The organism is Cellulophaga geojensis KL-A, assembly GCF_000568425.1.
Taxonomy (GTDB): domain Bacteria; phylum Bacteroidota; class Bacteroidia; order Flavobacteriales; family Flavobacteriaceae; genus Cellulophaga; species Cellulophaga lytica.
This window is the reverse complement of the sequence record NZ_ARZX01000003.1, coordinates 165876-188309: the sequence shown is the minus strand read 5'-3', so window position 1 is coordinate 188309 and position 22434 is coordinate 165876. Positions and strand designations below refer to the sequence as shown.

Genomic DNA, 22434 nt, shown 5'->3' with positions numbered 1-22434 from the left:
GTTAAAGTACTGTTAATCAATATATAAATTAGGAAATTAAAGTTTATTTTATTATGTTGATAACTATGATAGAGACAGATAAAATTGAAAATACAGCGTTTATAAAAAAATCAATTGGCTATTTAGAATCTAGAGGGTTTACTAATATTAAGGCTGATGTAACTGATTGTGAAATTCCTAAGTCATACATTAGAAAAAGTACTGGCGATAAGGTAACACCAGATATTGTTGCTATGAAAAATGGAAGAAAGTATTTTTTTGAAATAAGTTTAAAGTCTGATAAACCTAAACTTTTAAAATCTAAATGGCTGTTTTTAGACACTTTAAGTAGAATGAATTCTAACAGATTTAGAATTATTACCACTAAGGGACATTTTAAATTTACAGATACAATGTTAGAAGATATAAACCTTACCAATAAAACACCTATAAAAATTTAGTGTTTGTACATTGCCATATGTGGTATACCATCTTCCAAATATTCTCCACCGTCTTCTTTAAAGCCTAAATTATTATAGAATTTTAAAAGATATTTTTGAGCAGATATTTTTATGGTAGTTTGTTGTAAATGTTCTTTTACAGCAGCTATAGATGCTTCCATAATACTATAACCGTATTTATGTTGCCTTTCAGATTTTTTAACTACTACCCTACCAATACTAGCCTCTTTAAAATAATCTCCGGGTTTAAAAATACGTGTATAAGCTACTAATTTATCATTTTTAAATCCTAAAACGTGTAGGGCATTAAAATCTTTACCATCTATATCTTGGTAAACGCAATTTTGTTCTACAACAAAAATCTCTGATCTAAGTTGTAGAACTGCGTATAAGTCTTTTGTAGTAAGCTCATTAAAGCTTTTAACACATACAATCATTTATTGTATTATTTGCAAGCTATTTTTTCTACTCTGTTTTGATGTCTTCCACCAGCAAATTCTGTATCTAAAAACGTATTTACCATTTCTAATGCTTGTGGTAAAGAAACAAAACGTGCAGGTATACTTAATATATTAGCATTGTTATGCTCACGTGTTAAAGAAACAATTTCTTTAGTCCAGCATAAACCAGCTCTAACATTTTGGTATTTATTGGCTGTCATAGACACACCATTACCACTACCACATATAAGGATACCAAAATCTACTTTTTTTGTATCTACATCTGCTGCAACTGGGTGCACAAAATCTGGATAGTCTACACTATCATTACTATCTGTACCGTAGTTAGTTACTTCTATACCTTTAGATTTTAAAAGTTCTAATACCGCAAATTTATACTCTGTACCGGCGTGGTCATTACCTATAGCTATATGCATTATATTGTTTTTTGTAGTTTTACATTACAAAAGTACAAATACCATTGTATATCCTATTCTAAAATTGTTAATAAATACAAACCCCCATTTTTACATACATTTTTGATAGTATCACATACAACTAACAAGTTGTTCACAACACTTTAATAACTATACAAAACATAAATTTTGTTTTTCGTAAAAATTGTTGCATTATAGCTTAGAATTTCTTCAACCAAATCTATTTTTTACTTTTTAGATAAAAGATATTAAGACTATTGTTAATAATGTAAACAATTTTTTAGCCATAAATTATTAAAAATTTGTTGTTAATAGAAGTTGTTAATAACCGTTAATAATTATGGTAATAGATTGATTTCTAAATAAAAAGTTAAATATAAAGACTTAATAACTTTACAATAAATTTACATTACTGTTCAACACAAGAAATATTACATAATTTTATTGTAGATATTAACACACTATTATAATCACCATTTTTTTTTAAAATTTAATAAAAGAAAAATAGTATATTATATATATGTTTATAACAACGTTTTCTTTACTAAAAAATTAAGAAACTGTTTAATTAAGATAAGAGTAGATTATAATTTGTAATTTACCAGAAATAAATAAAATGAATGACTAAGAAAAAAAAAGGACCTAAAAACCAAGACCGTAATCTTATTACTAAAGGTATATTTACGGTATTAGAAAAAGATCCTAATGCTAGTTATAACTACAAGCAAATTGCTGCTAAATTAGGAATAACAGATGCAAATAAGAGAAATGTACTAGTAAAGAGATTAGTACAATTAAAAGAGAAAAAAAGAATTATAGAAGAAAGTAGAGGCAAATATAAAGCTGTAGCTAGGGATACTAAAACTTACCATACAGGTAAAGTAGATATTACTAGTAAAGGAAATGCCTATATAGTTATAGAAGGTTTAGAAGATGATGTATTTATCTCTAGCAATAAATTAAAAAAAGCTTTTCATAGAGATATTGTAGAAGTTTATATTTTTCCTAGAAGAAAAGGAAGAAAATTAGAAGGTGAAATCACTAAAATTATAGAAAGAGACAAAACTAACTTTGTTGGTATTGTACAATTGCAAAAGAATTACGCTTTTGTAACAGCTACAGATTTTAGAATGTATACAGATTTCTTTATTCCTAAGGATAAAATTAATAATGCTAAAGATGGTGATAAAGTCATTGTAAAAATGAATGATTGGCCAGATGATGCAGACTCACCTTACGGAGAAATTGTAGAAGTACTTGGTAAACCAGGAGAACATAATACAGAAATACATTCAATTTTAGCAGAATACGGATTGCCTTATGAGTTTCCGTTAGAAGTAGAAAATTATGCTAATAAAATTGATACATCTATAAAAGCAGATGAAATTGCAAAACGTAGAGATATGCGAGATACGCTTACCTTTACTATAGATCCTAAAGATGCAAAGGATTTTGATGATGCATTGTCTTTTTTAAAATTAGAAAATGGTAATTATGAAATAGGAGTTCATATTGCAGATGTATCTCATTACTTACAACCAGACACTATTTTAGATGATGAGGCCTATGACAGGGCTACATCTGTATATTTAGTAGACCGTGTTGTACCAATGTTACCAGAAGTTTTATCTAACAATGCTTGTTCTTTAAGACCAAATGAAGAAAAATATACATTCTCTGCAGTTTTTGAGATTAATGAAAAAGCAGAACTTATTAACCAATGGTTTGGTAGAACTGTAATAAACTCTAATGAACGTTTTGCTTATGAAGAAGCACAACATATAATAGAAACGGGAGAAAATACCATTCCAGAGGCTATTTCTATTAGAGAAAACGGAGCTTATAGTGTTAGTAATGAAATTGTTGATGCTACTATAACTTTAGATAAACTTGCTAAAATTATGCGTGGTAAACGTATGAATGCTGGAGCTATTTCTTTTGATAAAGTAGAAGTTAGGTTTAGTTTAGATGAAGACGCAAATCCAACTGGTGTTTACTTTAAAGAGTCTAAAGATGCCAATAAACTTATTGAAGAGTTTATGTTACTAGCAAACAGAAAAGTAGCTGAGTTTATAGGAAAACAAAAACCAGAAAAAACTTTTATATATAGAGTTCATAATGAGCCAAATGAAGAAAAATTAGCCAATTTAAATGGCATCATTTCTAGGTTTGGTCATAAACTAGATTTTAAAAGTAAAAAAACTATAAGTAGTTCTTTAAACCAATTGTTAGAAGATGTAAAAGGTAAAAAAGAACAAAACTTAGTAGATACGCTTGCTATACGTAGTATGAGTAAAGCTATTTATACCACAGATAATATAGGACATTACGGTTTGGCTTTTAATTACTATTCTCATTTTACCTCTCCAATACGTAGGTATCCAGATGTTATGGTTCACCGTTTATTACAACATTATTTAGATGGTGGAGCAAGTGCAAAACAAGAAATTTATGAAGAAAAATGTAAGCATTCTTCAGATATGGAAGGTTTGGCAGCAAGTGCAGAAAGAGATTCTATAAAATACATGCAAATTAAATTTATGGATGATCATAAAGATTCAGAATTTGTGGGTGTAATATCTGGTGTAACAGAATGGGGCATTTATGTAGAAATTATAGATAATAAATGCGAGGGTATGGTGCGTATAAGAGATATTAAAGACGATTACTATACTTTTGATGAAAAAAGCTATTCTATAGTAGGGCAACGTACAAACAACAGCTACCAGTTAGGAGAGCAAGTTGTAGTAATGGTTAAAAGCACAGATTTAGTAAAAAGACATTTAGATTTTTCATTACTTAGAAAGGCAGAATAAAGTATTTTTGGAACGAAATTTGTAAATTAGATTAGGAATTATACCTAAAAACATTAAAATGAATAAGTTAACCTTATTTACGCTGTTATTTTTTGCTATTAGTTTAGCAAATGCGCAAAACGAAAAAATTACACAAAAGTTAGATAATTTTACAGAAGTTAAAGCTTTTGACGGTTTATCTGTAAATCTAATAAAATCTACTAAAAATGAAGCAGTTATAACAGGGGCTAATACACAAAAAGTTGCAATTGTTAATAATGATGGTGTTCTAAAACTACGTATGGAATTGGATAAAATTTTTAGTGGTTATAGAACTTTTATAGATTTGTATTATACAGATAATTTAACTGTTATAGATGTAAATGAAGATGCAAGAATTAGCTCTAATGAAACTATAAAACAGGATTTGTTAGAGTTAAAATCTCAAGAAGGTGGCGAGTTAATTATAGATGCTCAGGTAACACAACTATTAGTAAAATCCGTTACTGGTGGTGTTATTACTTCTAACGGTTTTGCTAAAAACCAAGATATAAAAATTAATACAGGTGGTATTTATTACGGTAAAAACTTTGAAACTGAGCTTACAACAATTAGTGTAAATGCTGGTGGAAATGCAGAAATAAATGCAACAAATTATGTACAAGCCACTGTAAAAGCCGGTGGTGAAGTTTTGGTTTACGGAGACCCAGCAAAAATGGATGAGAAAACCGTTTTTGGTGGTAAAATTATTAGAAAATAGAAAAACTATTACATGTTAGATGATATACAGGCAGCAATACCATTAGGCTTTTTTTTAAGTTTTATGATTGGTCCTGTTTTTTTTGTTCTTCTAGAAACTAGTGCTGTTAAAGGTTTTAGAGCTGCATTGGTTTTTGACCTTGGTGTTATTTTAGCAGATGTTTTATTTTTAACTGTTGCTTATTTTAGTAGTTACCAATTATTAGAAAACCTAAGTAATTTACCAGGATTATATATTTTTGGTGGTGTTATATTACTTGTTTATGGCATAATTGTAATTATAAAAAAACCTGTAAAAGAAAAGCCAACTCAACTTAAATCTAGTAAAAGCGCTTACCTAAGTTTATTTATTAAAGGCTTTTTATTAAACTTTATAAATATAGGTGTTTTGGTATTTTGGTTGGGTGTAATTTTAGTAGTAGGCCCAAGTTTAGATAACAATCCTAACAGAATTTTAGTTTTCTTTTCTGCTATGCTAGGCACATATTTTATTACAGACATAATTAAAATATTATTAGCTAAACAATTAAAAAGATACTTAACTCCAAAACGTATTTTTTTAACTAAAAAAATATTAGGTATTATACTTGTTATTTGTGGTTTAGTACTTATAACCAAAGGGTTTTTACCTAAAGACCAATTAAATATACAAGAAGGATTAGAGTTATTAGAAAAATAATTTTTTAAATACTACTGTGTAAAAAAATGGAATTTGATTCTGAACTAGAAAAAATAATAGCTAATAGTAGACTAGTAGCTATAGATTTAAATTCCGAATATATTTCTTCTTTTCATTTTTTAATAGCTACTTTAAAATCTAATAATGTTGCTCAAAAAATATTTAAATCTAACGATTGGAAATTTCAAAAATTAATAGAACTCTTAAAATCAGATGATAAAAAAATACTTAGTAAGTACTATTTAACTAAAGAGTTTAATAATGTTTTAAAAAATGGTTCATTTTATGCTCGCATCTATTCAGATAAAAAAGTTAATCCAGAACATATAATACTTGCTATGCTAGCTGATAAAAATAGCTATGCTGGTAATTATTTAAATGAAATAGAAATGGATTATTTTAAATTTAAAAAAGAATGTGAGAAAATTAGAAGCATAAAATCTAATAAATTTCTAGAATTTTTTGGTAGCAATAAACGCTTAGTTTCTTTAGGATTACTTTCTATTATATAAAATTGATTTTAAGATAGTTAATTTTATAGCTATAATTACAAACAAAAAAACCTCCACGTTAGTGAAGGTTTTTGAGGCATCGAGCATCCCGAAGCTTCGGGAGAACTGCTGTACATTTTATTAAATAATAGGATATTATTATATAATTATTTGATTTTAAGACAGATAATTTTATAGTTATAACTACAAACAAAAAAACCTCCACGTTAGTGAAGGTTTTTGAGGCATCGAGCAGATTCGAACTGCTGTACAAGCTTTTGCAGAGCTCTGCCTAGCCACTCGGCCACGATGCCATTTTTTGGACTGCAAACTTACAAAAATAAATTCATAAGCAAATAAGTTTTTTTAAATCAATTTTGCATTTTTTTTCGAGGCATCGAGTGGATTCGAACCACTATGCTAATCCTTGCGGGATTATGTCTATCCATTTCGACCACAATGCCATTTATGCGGGGGAGAGTTCAAATGTACATATATTTATATGTATAAAAAATTTACTAATATGCAGTTTAACGAGTTAATTGCAATGTTATCGAAACCATTTCTACATCTCCTCCTATTGGTGGGTTTAATTTAGAAACTGTTACTTCAGATTCTGTAACAATAGGTAATTCTAAAAAAATACGATCTATAATACGTTTGGCTACATGTTCTAATAATTTAGATCTTATGGCCATTTCTTCTTTTACAATATGGTTAATATGTACATAATCTACAGTATCTACTAAATCATCTGATATTGATGCTTTACTTAAATCTGCATTTACACTAACATTAACTACATAATCACTACCAATTAATGCTTCTTCATTTAAGCATCCGTGGTAAGCATATGTTTTAATAGTACTTACTGTTATTTTTCCCATTAGGTTTAGTTTAGATTTGCAAACTTAACTAATAGAATTAATAAAAACTTAGTAAGTACATCTACAATTACTTAATCCTTGGAATAAATCTACACCAATTGTTATAACGTGTGTACCTGTACTGTAATTTAAAATATCATTTAAAATTATTTGATATGAATAACCAAAATAATAGTTATCTTTTTTTAAACCTGCAAAAGGTGCTAAGTATAATGGTTTACCTATTTGGTCATTTAAAAACCTGTAGTTTACACCTGCATAGTAGTAATCTTCAAAATCGTATTTTCTAAACTTTAAGTTTAAATCTGTTTCAGATCTTCCATCACTCTCAAACATTTTATAAAGTACAGAAGGTTCTATTTCCCAGTCGCTATTTCTACTTTTTTTGTATCTGTAACCAGTATACAAGTAATAGTTTCTTAAAGCATTTGGCTCAAAAGTTTCATTAAAGTTAGATATGTCTTTGTTTACAAGGTTAGATACGTTTAAACTAGCATAAAATTTATTAATTCTATACATAAGTCCAACATCAAAGTTATGGTTTGTAGTAGACCTATCATCTGTTACAGCATTATCAGGATTAGCAACAAGGTTAAACTCTTGTATATCTAATCTAAACTGGTTAAAGTTGTAAGATATACCAAACGATAAAAACTCGTCTTCATATCTATCTAAAGTTAAGTGGTGAGCAAAAGAAATTCTGGCACCTTGTTGTTTTGTATATCCGTTTTTATCGTTGTATAAAAATAGTCCTAAACCAGATTTATTCCCAATTCTGGCATCTGCAGCTAAAGACTGTGTTCTAGGTGCATCTTCTATTCCTACCCATTGTGCAAGGCCGTTCATTCTAATTTTTACGTGGTCACCAATACCTGCGTATGTTGGTGATAAAACAAATGGGTTATCTGCTAAATACTGTGAGAGCTGTGGGGAGTTTAGCTCCTGTGCATTTGATAGCATTGTGCCAGCAAATAATGATAAGATTGCTAATTTAAATCGCATAATTATAGGTTAAGTTCTTTTATTTTTTATCTGTACAATGTAAAGTGTCCAACAAATTCTCTGTCATCTACTTCATCTTTAAGCTTAATAGTATACCAGTAATCTCCAGATGGTAGTTCCTTATTATCATAAGTTCCGTCCCATCCTTTGTCATCAGCTCCCATTCTATATAATTCTCTACCATATCTATCATAGATAATAGTTAAGATATTAGGGAACCCTTCTGTGTTTTTAGGCTTCCATGTGTTGTTAACATCGTCACCGTTAGGTGTAAAGAAATTTGGGATTTCTATATCGATGAACTCAATAAATATATCTTGAGTAGCTTCACAACCATTTTCGTCTACAACAACAACGGTATAAGTATCAGTCTTACGTATTCTGAACGTATTGTCTTCCCCATTATTGTTTCCTTCCAGATAGAAAGTATATTTTGGGTTACCACCTGCAGCAATTGCCGTTATTTCGTTAATATTTCTATTTTCTAATACAAGAGTTAACGGTTCAAAATCTGCTACAGTAAAGTCAATAGTTTCAGAACATCCGTTTGCATGCAATATGTGTAAATAATGATTACCAGCAGACATATTTGTAAAGTCTGGTGTTAATTGCATTGCAGCAGGATCTGTAGTATCTAAACCGTATAATACGTCTGTTATTGTGTTGTCTTCTAAAACAACTTCTAAATAATTTGTTGGTGTATCTGTACTACACTCATAAATAGGTGTTGCTGTGGCTTTTAAATTTACACCTGGTGCAATATCTATTACAATATTAGCATCACAACCATTGGCATCTTTTACTAATATTACGTGTGTACCAGAAGATAAACCTGTAAAGTCTACCCTGTCTAGCTCATAATCTGCCGGATCATTAGAATCTAAACTTGTACTGTAAGGAGCTGTACCACCAGTTATTGTAACTGTAGCCATACCATCTTCATTACCTGTACATGTTTCACCAGTTGTAGTAGTACTCAATTGCATTGCAGTTGGTTCACTAATTGTAAAATTAAATGTAATAAAACAACCATTTTCATCTTGTGCAATTACATCATAAACTCCAGGAGCTAAATCTGTAAATACATTTTTAGTATCAAACTGGTCTAAATTAGGTGTTATTGAGTATTTAATTTCTCCTGTTCCACCGCTAACCTCAACAGTTATAGTACCATTTTCTTCACCAAAACAAAGTACGTCTGTAAATTCTTCGTTTTCTACAACTAATGGTGCAGGTTCTGTAATTGTAATTGCAGTAGATACTTCTTCACAACCACCATCTGATGTTGCTCTTATATAGTAAGTTCCAATTCCTAAGTTTCTAAAATCACCACTAGTTTGTGGTCCTTGTAATGGAGTTGTACTTGTTGGGGTATCTAACAACTCATAAGAATAGTTACCTAAACCACCAATTGCAGTTGCACGTATACTTGCAGTAGATTCTCCGTTACAGTTTATTACTGCAGCAGTTTCATCTAACAATATTTGTAATGGTGGTACAGCATCAATAGTTACTTGGTTACTAATAATATTACCACAGTTAAAATTATCTCTTATATAGTATTGGTATACACCTTGTGTTACTGTAAATGTATGTGTATCTCCACCGCTCATTGGAGTAAAGTTTACACCATCTACACTAAACTCGTAAGGAGCTGTACCACCAGTAGCTGTTAATCTTATTTCAGCTGGATCTACGCACGTTAATTGTGATACTTGAACTAGAGAACCAGTGATATCTGTAGGCTCTGTTATAACGGCTTGTACGGTTTCTACATCACAATTCCATCCGTCAGAAACAGTTATGGTGTACACACCAGCACCTAGATTGTTAAACATTGGGTTAGATTGCGGACTACTAGAGTATAGTATTGTTGTACCAGCATCATCATAAACGTTTAATTGATATGTATAAACACCTTCACCATTTAGTACGTTTACTGCACTTACACTACCATTACTATCACCAAAACAAGTTAACATTTGTGTTAGTGGTGTAATATCTGCAGTAATAGGTATTGCAGGGTCTAGCGTTATGGTGTCTGTAAACGGACATCCACCATTATCTGTTACTGTTACAGTATATGTAGCAGCACTTAATCTTACAAAGCTAGCAGAATTAACATCTGTAAAAGTAGTTTCTACACCAGTAGTATTGTTTCTTAAAACAATGTCATAAGGTGCGTAACCACCAGTTGGTACTACTGTTATCTCACCAGCATTATCATCACAAGTTACATCTGCAGTTTTGTTTACTGTAGCTGTTAGCGCCATATCTGGAGATGCTATTGTTATTACATTAGAATCTTCTGTACAGAAAGGAGCATTATCTTCTGTAACAGCTACATAATAATTACCACCAGATAAACCTGGTATTGTAAATGTATTTGTAGTTGCATTACCATTTATACCTGTTAAAGTACCATCAGCATTTAAAACTGTATATGTAAATGTTGCAGTAGCGTCTGTTACCGTTACTTCTATTTCTCCATTTGTATCTCCAAAACAAGTTACTGGAGACGACGCTCTAGCAGAAACCTTAATTAAATCATAAGGAGCAATATTATATACATCTGTATCTACGTAACAACCAGTATTTGTATCTGTTACTCTAAATACATAACCACCCACTGCAGTTAACTCAAAAGTTGCAGTGTTATACGTTGGTGTTGTTGTTTGCGTAGCATTTGTATTACCAATTGGTAACAACTCATACGTATAAACATTTGTAGCATCTCCGTTATCTGTTACTGTAATAGTAACTTCTTCTGGGCCATTACATGATATGTCTGTATCCTTAGTTACTATAGCAGTAAACTTATTAATAGGCTCTATTGTTACTGTTGTTGTCTGCGGACAACTATTATCATCTTTAACATAAACAGTAATTGTTTGTGTAACTCCAGTATCTGTAACAGTAAATGTATTTCCTGTTTGGAAGTTTACATTATCTATACTGTACAAATATGGACTAGTACCAGAAGGAGTTCCTGGTGTTGTAGCACCATCCTCTATAGTTACTGTAATTGTTGCTGTATTTACAGTGTTATTAGGAGCACAAGCAAAGTCTGTTGCAACTGCACTTATTAGTAATTCTGTAGGCTGAGTAACCTCAACAGTTTGTCTAATAGAACAACCTTTTGCAGATACTACTTCTATTTGATAAAAAGCAGCAGCTAAACCTGTAAAAGTTGGACTAGTTTGAGTTACTCCTATTTGAGTTACTCCTGTAGCATCATATAAATTATAGTTATATATAGGATCTACATTTGTTGCAGGATCTAAATTAGCAGTAATACTACCATCTGATAAACCAAAACAACTAACATTTTCTATAGTTGAAGCTAATAAAATAGGATCTACCTTATCAACCAATTCTTGTGTAACTGTTTTTTCACATATTGGTGCACTTGTGTCTAAATCACGAACCCTAAAGCTATACACACCAACTTCTGTTAAGCCAGTAAATACACCAGTTGTGTTTGTAATTGTAGCACCACTTATTGGTAATGTAGCAGTAAACTCTAAGTTTGTAGAACCACCAGTTACATTTACTGTTATTTGTCCGCCCGGATTTACTGTATTACAATCTATTGGTTTATCAACAATAGTAGAAACATTCATTTCTTCATACAATACTGTTGCAAGTGTTGTAAAGTCACAAGACCATTGATCGTTAATTAATACGGTGTAAGAACCAGCACCTAAACCAGAGAATATTGTAGTAGTCTGTGGAGAACCAACTGCTGTACCATCTTTAATAAGTTGGTATGTGTAGTTGCTTCCTTGTCCACCTGTAGTTCCAATAACTTCAATTTCACCTTCTAGGTTTGTACAGTTTTCTTGGTTTACCTGTAAAGTTGCAGTTATAGGGTCTGGTGTTACTAAATTAACATCTGCTAATTGAACAATACACCCATTTTTATCTGCAATCCAAACTTGGTAATCTGTACCAGCCGGAGCTGCAGCACCAGATAAACCTGTAAATCTAGGATTAGAAACATAATCTGTTGGATATACTGGAGCAGGATTAGTTGCTACATCTACAAAGTAAACATAGTCTCCCCAACCACCAGCAGCATTAATAACTTCTATAACTCCGTCATTACCTAAGCAAGTTACTGGTGCAACTTCTGTAGCAGCAGTTATTGCAGCACTAGGACCAGCAATAGTAAATGCTTGTGTATACGCACATCTAGGATCTGGAGTTTGTTGTACTTCTATGTAGTACGTACCAGCTACTAAATTATTAATTACAAAATTACCATTTGGTGCAATACCTGGAGTTTGTGTATCATCTCCAGTATTTGCAGGAGTATTGTTTATATCTTGGTAAAGAATGTATGCTACTGCACCTGTATAGGTAACATTAGCATTATCATGTAAATTAAATTCTACACTACCATCATTACCACCAAAACAAATTACATTACTTAATACAGTTGCATCTAATTCTAATACATCTGGACTAGTTATAGTTTCTGATGTTGTTATAACACAACCAGTATCTGTATGTCTTACTAAGAAATTGTGAGTACCAACATCTAAACCACCAAAAACATTTGAAGCTTGCCATGTTGTTCCGTTGTCAATACTATACTCAAATTTAGAAGTATCATTTGTATTTGAAGTAGCAGTAATAGTTATTTCACCATCTGTACCAGGATCACAAGTAATATCACCTGTAATTGCAGCAGAAGCTGTTAACAATTCATCATAAGGAGCAATATCTGCTTCTATTGTACCAACACAGCCTTTATCATCATATACGTTAATAGTATAAGAACCACCAGCAGTATTAGTTTCTATGTAAACATTATTAGAACCAGATTGTACAATAATATCATCACCAGTTGCAGGCGTATTGTTATCATTTATAAATTCATAAATAACATAAGTATTACTACCACCAGTAATATTAGCAGCAGTATTATCTATGCTAATACTAGCATTATTATTAGTGTTACCACTTGTAGGTGTACAACCAAATTCTACAACATCTGCGTTTGCAATGACAATAGGGTTTGGTTCACTAATTACAATATTAGTAATATCTGTTGTACAACCATTTGTACCTGTTGCAGTTACTGTATATGTATTAGGAGGTAAGTCTGAGAATGTGCTTGTAGCAGCATCATAAGTACCAGCTAAAGGTGTAATTGTATATGTTAATGGGTTTATTCCATTATCTGTTTGGTATAAAGTTATAGTACCATCATCTGCACTATTACATATAACATCTGTAAATGTGTGTGTAAATATTGGGGTTACGGCAGCAGGAACATCTATTGTAAATACTATGTTACAATTTGTATTATTATCATAAACAGTAACAGTATAATTCTCCACAACTGTTACAGTTGCTACATAAGGATTTGTTGGTAATGCTGTTCTAACAACAACAGTTCCTAAACCATTTGTGATTTCATAATCGTAATCTCCAGAACCATCTATAGCTTCAATTGTAATTTCAGCGGTTCCAGGAGTACAATCCATTAGTTTAGTAAGCTCAACATTAGCCTCTAATACTGGGTAAATAGTAGCACTATCTGTAGCTATACAACCGTTACTATCTTTTATAGATATGTTATATGTACCAACAGAAAGATTAGTAAATAAACCTCCATTATCTACATATGTTACACCACCATCTATAGAATATAGTATTTGAGCAGCTGTACTAGTTGCATCTATTTGTAAAGTATTTGGTATTGCACAATTATTTACATTTATATTATCTATTGTTGGATTAGGAGTTAATGTCATTATAACATCTCCTAAATCTTTAGCACAACTATATTGATCTTGAATAGTTACGTTATAAGTACCAGCAGGAGAATTAGCAGGAATTTCTATTGGATTATCTGTAGTACCTGTAATAGTTGTAAAAGGAGCAGGACCAGTTACAGTAAAAGTATAAGTACCGCCACCACCATTAATGTTTTCTATTTGAATAAGACCAGGTGTAGCACAAGAAATATCTTGAATTTTATTTAATGTTGCTGTAATATCATCTAACTCTTCTAACAATAGATTTTCTGATGCAGATATACAACTATCTACACCACCATCTCTTTCGGTAACTTGTATAAAGTATTCTCCAGCTCCTAAACCAGATACTGTAACTGTTTGTGGAGAAGAAAATGGAATATTACCTCCACTATTTGCTACAGAAACAGGAGTACCAGTTGTCATATTAAAAACTTCCCATCTGTATTCTGTACCAAATGGAGCTTGATTATCTGTAATTGTATATGTAATACTACCATTTGTCATACCAAAACATGCAGGTACAGAAGTTGATGTAATTTCTAATGGTAATGTTATTAAATCGTTTACATTTCTATCACTTTGTCTAACACAACCATTAGCATCTCTTACAAGAAATACATACGTTCTACCTGGTATTAAACCTGTAAAGGTATGAGGATCTGATAGTCCCTTTGCAGGAGTAGTCCAAGGATTAATAGGTGAAGTTGCATCAAAATTAACAGGATCGTCTGTATAGGTATATTGATAAGGAGCTGTACCCTCGTTACCTTGTACAGTTACCTGTAATTCATTACAATCAACAATAATTGCTGAAATTGTTATATCTAAATTATCTAATGGATAAGATATAATATATCTAGGTAAATCTAATCTACATAAGGTGTTACCAGAAGCATCTACAGTTCTAATAGAAGGGTCTACAGCATCACCAGAAGTTAATGTGTATGCAGGAGCATCAAACTCATCAGATGTTTGCCAAGTAGTACCACCATCATGACTAAATTCTAATGTTCCATTTAATGTTGTTGTATAATTGATAAATCTAAATCCTGTTGCAGGGTCACAATTACCAGATAATATAGACTCTATATCTGTTACTAATTCATCTGGATTATTAATTAATACAGGAGTTGTTTCTATTGTACATCCGCTTGCATCTGTAACATTAATTGTATAGTTACCAGGTGCTAAATTGAAAAATGTTTTAGTATTGTTTATTACATTAGTTGTAGTTTCATTAGAAGCTCCGCCGTTATCTAAATCAATAATTTCATATGTGTAAGGAGATATACCAGAGGTAACTGTAATTTCTATAGTTCCTGTACCATCATGGCAAGTAGGATCTGTAGGTACTGCATTATAAGTTAAAGGAGTTGCAGGGTTAACTGTAACAGTCTCCATATATTCACAATGTGGATCTGCTGCGTTATTATCCCATACATAAACATCATAGTCACCAGCATCAATAGCGGCTACACTATAATTATTTACATTACTAAAATCTGCAGCAGTTACAGGAGTTCCTGTAGTTACAAAAGCATAAGCTAAATTACCATCTCCACCAGTTGCATTAACAGTAATACTACCATCAGCACAAGAGCTAACATGTACAACATCTATTGTTGCGTTTATTACAGGGTTTAAAACAACTGTTTCTTGTACGCCAACACAACCATAACCATCTTTAACGTCTATTGTGTAAGTACCGTTTGCTAAATTAGTAAAAGTATAAGTAGTTGCAGTTGCTGGAGTTGGTGTAATCCAAGCACCACCATTAATACTAAACTGGAAGTTTTCATTACCAGGAATAGAAGTAACATCTACTTGTATTTCACCATCATTTGCACCAGAGTAACACGCTGTTGGTGTTACTGTAAAAGTTGGTACTTCTGGGGTAGTAACAGTTACTGCAGGTGTAATAGCATTAGTACATAAGTTATCATCTTGTACTCTTACAATATAATTTTCATTAGCTGCATTTGCAGGCACATCTGTAAATATTGCAGAAGATTGGTATCCTCTAAAAACAGTATAATTTGTTGTTACTGTATTGTATATTTCTAATTGATAGTTATACGTTGGTGTACCACCATTTGCAACAGCAGTAATTGTAGCACCTGTATTATTACATGTAAATTCATCTGTGATAGATGCAGTAGCAGTAACTTCTGTTGGTTCAGTTAATTCTTGTGTTAATGGAATACTACATGCATTATCATCAGCATCTCTAACTTCAATAGTATAGTTTTGTGCAGTTAAACCAGTTACGGTTTGAGAAGTTGTAAAAGGGCCAGAATAGGTTGCACCACCATCTAAAGAATATTCATATCCGCCAGCGCCAAAATTTGCTGCATTAATAACAAATTCACCATCATTACCACCAAAACAAGAAATGTTTACAGGGTTTGTAATGTTTGCTGTAAAAGCTTTACCTGCTTCAACTACAACGTCAAAAGTTACAAAAGAAGAACAAACTTCTGGTAGTTGAAATGCTTGTATATCATCTATTGCAATATCATTACCACCTGTTACGGCAGAATTTGTACGTATAACAATATCAAGGTTTGTATTAGCACCAGGGTTTAATGTTACTGTATAATTATGCCAATCATCAGCATTATTATTTTTAGGAATATTTCCCGTAATCGTGTTAGCTATAACTGTCCCACCAGCATCTACTAATTGTATTTCAATAGAAGGATCTCCTCCTGTTGTACCAGTTCTTAATAAATTATATGCCCAAGTAGATATGGTAATATCTCTATTTGGTATTACTTCTATATTTTCCTTAGCATAGATAATTCCACCAACACCTACTACTCCGCCAACGTTCATTGCTAAAAACCTTCCGTTAGCGTTACCTGTATGGTCGTTAGGACTTCTCCATGTACCAAAAGGTAAAGCTATGGCTTGTGTAACCGAGTATTCACCATCATTAATTCTGGTATGTACACCAGGATCACAAGTTCTTACTGTACCATCTTGTGGCTCATAACAGTATAAAGGATCTATTTGTGTTATTGATGTATTTGCACCAAAACCAAAATCTTCTGATAATAAATTACTTGGTGTAGGAGCTGCATTAGAAGTATAATCTACTCTAATTGTATGTGAACCTGCTGCTACATCTGTAAAGATATTACTTGTATTATCTGGCGTGTTAAATGAACCATCTATAGAGTATACATAATCAAAATCTGTACTACTAGGTGTAACTGTAATTTCACCTAAACCTTCACAATCATAAGAAATTGACGGAGCAAATGTAGGTGCCTCAGGAGCAGCATCTACAGTTACTGTCATTTCATAAGTACATAAATTTGCATCTCTAATATACAATGTATGTGTACCAGGTAATAAGTTAGATATTGAGTTTGTACTGTAGTTAACACCACCATCAAAACTATATTCATATGCAGGTGTACCACCTTGTGCATTTGTAATTCTAACCTCAGCACCAGTTGTTGGGTTACACTCGTATAAAGCTGTTACTGCTGCAGAAGCAGATAAAGTAAAAGGTTCTGTTATAGTATGTGTATCTGTTACAGTACATAAATTAGCGTCTCTAACTACAATATTATAACTATTTGCAGGTAGATTATTAAATGTGTTTGTTGGTACAAATGTTGCACCACCATCTATACTATATTGGTAAGGCGCTTCTCCACCACCAGCAGTTATTGTTATGGTAGATTGTGCTTCGCCACTACAAAGTATGTCTGTACTTGTTGTAGATACTGTTAAAGCAGGATCTTGTGCAATGTTTAAATCGTACATAGCCTCACAAAAAGTTCCTGTACCGTTATTATCACGCACATACACATCATAATCACCAGCACCAGTTGTTACCGTTCTAGGATTAACATTTGTAAAATCTGTTGCAGCCGGAGTAGTACCATCAGCAACAATTGCATATACATAATTTACGCCACTACCACCAGCAGGAGTAATAGTTACTTCTGTATCTGTATCACAAGCTGTAATATTATCTACGGTTGCCGTAACAGTTAATTCTGGGTTTACTGTAATAGAGGCTGTTCCTGTACAGTTTTTACCATCTATAACATCTATAGTATACGTACCCGGATTTAAGCCAGAGAACACGTTATTTGTGCTGTAAGCGCCTCCATTTATTCTATATTGATAAGTGCCATCTCCGCCAGCTGTTACATTTGCTGTAAGTTCTAGTCCTGCAGCTGCCGTAAAGCAATCGTTATTTGGAACAATTTCTAAAGTAGGAGCTATTGAAGCATCTAAATCAAAGCTTGATGTAACAATACAACCATTAGCATCCTCTACACTAACATTAAAAGTTCCTGTTTGGTTTAAGTTATTAAACGTACCGGTACCATTAGTAAATGTAGTTGTACCATCTGGATACGTAATTGTAAATTCGTTACTACCCCAACCACCAGTAGCAGTTAAAACTACACTACCATCTGTTGTACAAGTTGGTTGTGTTGGGTTAACATTTAGTGCTAAAGCAGCAGTTGGTGCATTTATAATAACATCTGCAGTTGCAGTACAGTTTGTTTCTGTATCTGTAACAGTTATTGTGTATGTACCATTATCTAAATTTGTTAAAGAAATTGTAGCAAGATTTACTCCTGTACCTCCTGGTATAGTTGTTGGTCCTGTTATTACATAATTGTATGTAGAATTAAAACCTGATACTTCAAAATTTGCTTCTCCATCTATATCATCAAAACAAGAAATATTACTAACTAAATTACCAACTACAGAAATAGGATTTACTGGTCTAATTGTAAAACTCTCTTCATATTCACAACCTTTAGCGTCTGTTACTCTAAAAGTATAAGTGTCTGGAGCTAAACCATTAAATGTTGCTGTGTTTCCTGTTGTGCTTGTAGCTGCTATTGCTGTTGGAGCAATAATATCAAAAACATAAGGAGCTGTACCATTGGAAACTGTTACTGTAACATTAGATGTTTGTGTAGGGCAGTTAGGAGCTGTTGCTGTAAAGTCTAAATCTGTTGGCGGATTTAATGTATCTATAACAATTTCATTTGTTACAAACGTACACATATTAGCATCTCTAATTGTAATAGTATAACTACCGTTAGTTAGGTTTGCAAATGTGTCTGCACCTGCACCTGAGTTAAAATTAACACCATCTATACTATATTCATAAGGAGCTGCACCACCAGTTACATTTTGAGCTTGTATTGTTGCTTCTTGTAAACATGTATAATCATCAACTAAAACAGCATCACCTGTAACACCATCTGTAGGACCACCAATAGTAAAAGGTTCATCAAAATCACATGATGTACCACCTATTGTTTGTGTTATCGTAAGTATGTAATCTCCTTGTGGTAATGATGAAAAATTACCAGAGTTGTTTACACTAGTTGTTGTGCCGTCTGGATACAATAAACTGTATGATAAAGTATAACCATTACTATTTGTAATATTAATATCAAAACTACCATCTTCTGCACCAAAACAGGTTTCATCTGTAATGTTAGGATTATATGTAATTGCAGGTGCTATATCTACTGTAGCTTCATTAGTAATAACATAACAATTATTACTTCCTACAACTATAAATTCGTAAGTACCAGCATCTGCATCACTAAAGTAAAAGTCTTCTGTTGTTTGGTATGCACTTGCAGGAATATCACTTAATGTAAAAGGAGCTGGGTATAAGTCTACACCATCTTTACTCCATATTGCATATGTGTACGTTGGGTTAGCAACACCACCAGTAGCTGTTACAGATATAATACCATCTGTACAGTCTATAGATTTTGTTGTTAACGCAGAAGCAGCTAAGTCAGATACATCATTAATGGTCACTTCTCTAGTTAATGTACAACCATCATCAGTTCTTACGGTAACATCATAAACACCATCGTTTAAACCTAAAAAAGTATGGTCATTATCATCTGTAGGTCCAAAAGTATCTACCTCTACTCCTCCTTGAGAAATAGAAAAATAGTATTGAGGCTCAACATCTTCAGCAGAAATTCTAATTTCTCCTAAACCATTACAATCTGTATCTTTAGTTGTAATATTAACTACATAGTCTCTTCTTAGTACTCCTATATCTTCTAATCTAAACACACAACCGTCTACTACACCTTGCTGACGCATTTCTACTGTGTAGGCTCCGTTATTTGTTATTGGAAAAACAGGACCATTATTAGCACTATAAGGAACAAGAATAGTACCTGTAGCTGCATCTAATAACTGAAAATCATAATTAGCTGGTACGTTAGTAACACTAATGCTACCATCTGTAGTACAAATAATATCTTCTACTGTTGCTCTAGGGTCTAAATCGTTTTTAAATACATTAAAGTAGAACCTTGTAAAACAACCATTTAAATAGTTAATTACTACTCTATATTGTCCTTCGTCTTCTGCATTAAATGTTTGGCCTGTTGCCACTTGGCTCCAAGTACAGGTTCCGTTTTTATTAGCACAATCTTCTACTGAAGCTGTACAACTACCTTCGTCTAATTTTTCCCATTGTATGCTTGTAGCATCAGGAATATTAATACTTATTGGTTCTACATCATTTAAACCACATAAAAATATTTTTGGTAATGGGTCACCATCAATAGGGCAAATAGTTACTTCACCATCAACTGTGTTAGAAGTATCGTTTATTAAATCTATTATTGGGTTAGTTTGTGTGGTTCCAAAACGTGTTACAGTTATAATTTCTTGAAAACCTTTACAAGGATCTGCAATTATTTTATCAACTATATATACTCCTATATCATCTACAACAATTGTACTTAAATCTCCATCTGGATTACCGTCATTAATAACAGTATCTCCGCTGTCTATAACACCGTTTCCGTTTTCATCTTTATACCAAACATAGTCATCAAAACCATCACCTGAATCTAGAACTGCATCTGCACCACAAATTTCTACACTTCTGCTATAGTCACAGTTTTCTAAATCATCTAATAAAAAATTTGTTGCACCAGGTGTTGTAAATCCACAAGTATCAAAATCTGTAACACTAGGGTCATCTGTAATTTCATTTGTGTTAATTACACCTCTGTAAGTAGAGTATGCTAAGTTTTGAATAAGATCTGAACATGCATCTATAAAATCAAAGCAATTTTCTGCTACACGTACACGCATACGTATGCTTTCTAAAGGCCCGCCTTGTACTACTAAGTCATTTGGTATTGTAAATAAAACTGTTCTAGTAGCAGGGTTATAAGTATAAGATACTCCTGCAGGCATTGTAATATTAGTTTCATCTAAGGTTACATTTACAGGTAATACATCTCTAATGGTGTAATTATCTGCATCATCATTACCAACATTTTGGAATGATAAAACGTAGTCTAAAACCTGACCTAGGTTTACACCTTGCCCGGTAATATCTGTACCACCAATGTCCTCTACCCTTTTGGCTAAGTGCATTTGTGGTTCTATAATTTCTACATCAAAAGATGTAAAGAAAATATCGTATTTGTCTTGTGTAGAAGTGGCTCTTAATATAGCACTTGTTTCATCATTAGGGATGGTAGACCAACCTGTATTAGGTATTGTAAAAAGGTCTGCATCCCATCCTAATGTGTTTACACTGTTGGGGTTACGAGTAGTTACGATATTATTTTCAAAAGTGACATTACTGTCAAAAAAGTTGTTTGTTTTATTAGGGTCTGCTCCAAACCTATTTGTACCTAAAGGAGTATAAGTTGGTCTACCGCTTGCTTTAATAGATAAACCGTCACCAGTTATACCGTTGTCACCTTCTAATGTACTTACCCCTAACCTTGCATTTACAGGGAAAGGAGCTGGTAATGTTGTAAAACCAGATACAGGAATATCTACAGATTCTCCAGATTTAATACCTGCATAACCATCAAAAGTAGTAATGTATTTACCTGGGTATGTTGGGTTTTCATAAACAACAACCATTGTCCATCCACCAGATACACCGCCCGAAGGAGTTTCACCTACACTTGCTCTTACATTAGCAATTGTGTATTCTCCATTAGGGTCTGCTAAGCCAGTAACTAATGATGTTATATCTTTATAACAAGCATATGGACTGTAATAGCCAAAATCTGTATCACCAAAACCATCAAAAAGTACTTCATCTGCAGAGATATCTACATATGAACCACCTGGTGTTTTAAACTTAATATTTCCAATGTTACTACGGTCTGTTTCATTTGCATAAACAGCAGACCAATATAAACCAACATACCTAACTCTAGAGCAACTGGCATCTGGTACAGTTAACTCTGCACTACTAGAACTAAATGTAGATGCATCACCATCTATATCTATGTATTGCATATCCCAATTATCATTAGCTGTAGAGCTATTTCCTGTTTGGTTGTATGGATCGTTTGCATCTACGGGCGTAGAGACATTATAATATTGCCAATATCCTCCCCAACGGGTATTTACCCATCTTCTTTCCCTAGTAATTTCGTTACCTTCACGGTTTACAATATTATTAGCTATAATAGTTAAGTCTCCACGGATACTGTTGTCATATCTAGGTTCAAAATTATTTTTAACTTGGCTAAACCCTAAATGAGATATAGTTAAGAAAAAAATAATTAAAAGCGATTTTAAAAACTTATTCATTAGGTTGAATGTTTTTAGTGTTTGTTGGTGAGTAATTAATTTGAGTTGAGTTGTTAGTTGTTATACTGTCATTGAATTTTACAGTATACTTATTGGTATTTTTTGTGTTAGCTAATGCAATACAAGTCAGCAATAGAG

10 protein-coding genes and 1 tRNA gene are annotated in these 22434 nt (G+C 32.4%); 5 read left to right on the top strand and 6 right to left on the bottom strand.

From position 1 onward, the window contains the following. Nucleotides 1-65: 65 nt before the first annotated feature. The gene (locus tag KLA_RS04470; RefSeq protein ID WP_034644296.1) at nt 66-440 is read left to right on the top strand and encodes a hypothetical protein; all 375 of its coding nucleotides are present in this window, start codon (nt 66-68) and stop codon (nt 438-440) included. Here KLA_RS04470 and KLA_RS04465 read toward each other — a convergent pair. Both KLA_RS04465 and rpiB read right to left on the bottom strand, forming a co-directional pair. Next, nucleotides 437-877 carry a GNAT family N-acetyltransferase gene (locus KLA_RS04465; RefSeq protein WP_034644294.1) on the bottom strand — a complete coding sequence of 147 codons (441 nt, stop codon included), beginning with the start codon at nt 875-877 and terminating at the stop codon, nt 437-439. The genes KLA_RS04470 and KLA_RS04465 overlap by 4 nt on opposite strands. An 8-nt stretch (nt 878-885) precedes the next feature. Next, the gene (rpiB, locus tag KLA_RS04460) at nt 886-1317 is read right to left on the bottom strand and encodes a ribose 5-phosphate isomerase B (RefSeq protein ID WP_013620886.1); all 432 of its coding nucleotides are present in this window, start codon (nt 1315-1317) and stop codon (nt 886-888) included. 620 nt (nt 1318-1937) lie between these two features. Between rpiB and rnr the strand changes: the two genes are divergently transcribed. From rnr to KLA_RS04440, 4 genes are read left to right on the top strand one after another with little or no spacing between them, the layout of a single operon-like run. Continuing rightward, nucleotides 1938-4133: a ribonuclease R gene (gene rnr / locus KLA_RS04455; RefSeq protein WP_034644292.1), complete on the top strand. Its 2196-nt coding sequence runs from the start codon at nt 1938-1940 to the stop codon at nt 4131-4133. 58 nt (nt 4134-4191) lie between these two features. After that, on the top strand, nt 4192-4872 hold the full coding sequence (locus tag KLA_RS04450) for a head GIN domain-containing protein (protein ID WP_013620887.1): 681 nt from the start codon (nt 4192-4194) through the stop codon (nt 4870-4872). A 12-nt stretch (nt 4873-4884) separates the two neighbouring features. Then, nucleotides 4885-5550, top strand: a complete 666-nt coding sequence (locus KLA_RS04445; protein WP_013620888.1) for a LysE family translocator — start codon at nt 4885-4887, stop codon at nt 5548-5550. A 26-nt stretch (nt 5551-5576) separates the two neighbouring features. Further along, nucleotides 5577-6062, top strand: coding sequence for a Clp protease N-terminal domain-containing protein (locus tag KLA_RS04440; protein ID WP_013620889.1), 486 nt, complete (start codon nt 5577-5579; stop codon nt 6060-6062). Between the two features lie 222 nt (nt 6063-6284). On the opposite strand, the gene KLA_RS04435 is transcribed toward KLA_RS04440, so the two are convergent. The 4 genes from KLA_RS04435 to KLA_RS04420 form a co-directional block, all read right to left on the bottom strand. Beyond that, a tRNA-Cys gene (locus KLA_RS04435) sits at nt 6285-6355 on the bottom strand. 216 nt (nt 6356-6571) lie between these two features. Beyond that, nucleotides 6572-6928: a dihydroneopterin aldolase gene (gene folB, locus KLA_RS04430; RefSeq protein WP_013620890.1), complete on the bottom strand. Its 357-nt coding sequence runs from the start codon at nt 6926-6928 to the stop codon at nt 6572-6574. Nucleotides 6929-6976: 48 nt separating this feature from the next. Continuing rightward, nucleotides 6977-7930, bottom strand: a complete 954-nt coding sequence (locus KLA_RS04425) for a type IX secretion system membrane protein PorP/SprF (protein WP_034644288.1) — start codon at nt 7928-7930, stop codon at nt 6977-6979. A gap of 26 nt (nt 7931-7956) precedes the next feature. Further along, the gene (locus tag KLA_RS04420) at nt 7957-22296 is read right to left on the bottom strand and encodes a T9SS type B sorting domain-containing protein (RefSeq protein ID WP_051456036.1); all 14340 of its coding nucleotides are present in this window, start codon (nt 22294-22296) and stop codon (nt 7957-7959) included. Between the last annotated feature and the right edge of the window lie 138 nt (nt 22297-22434).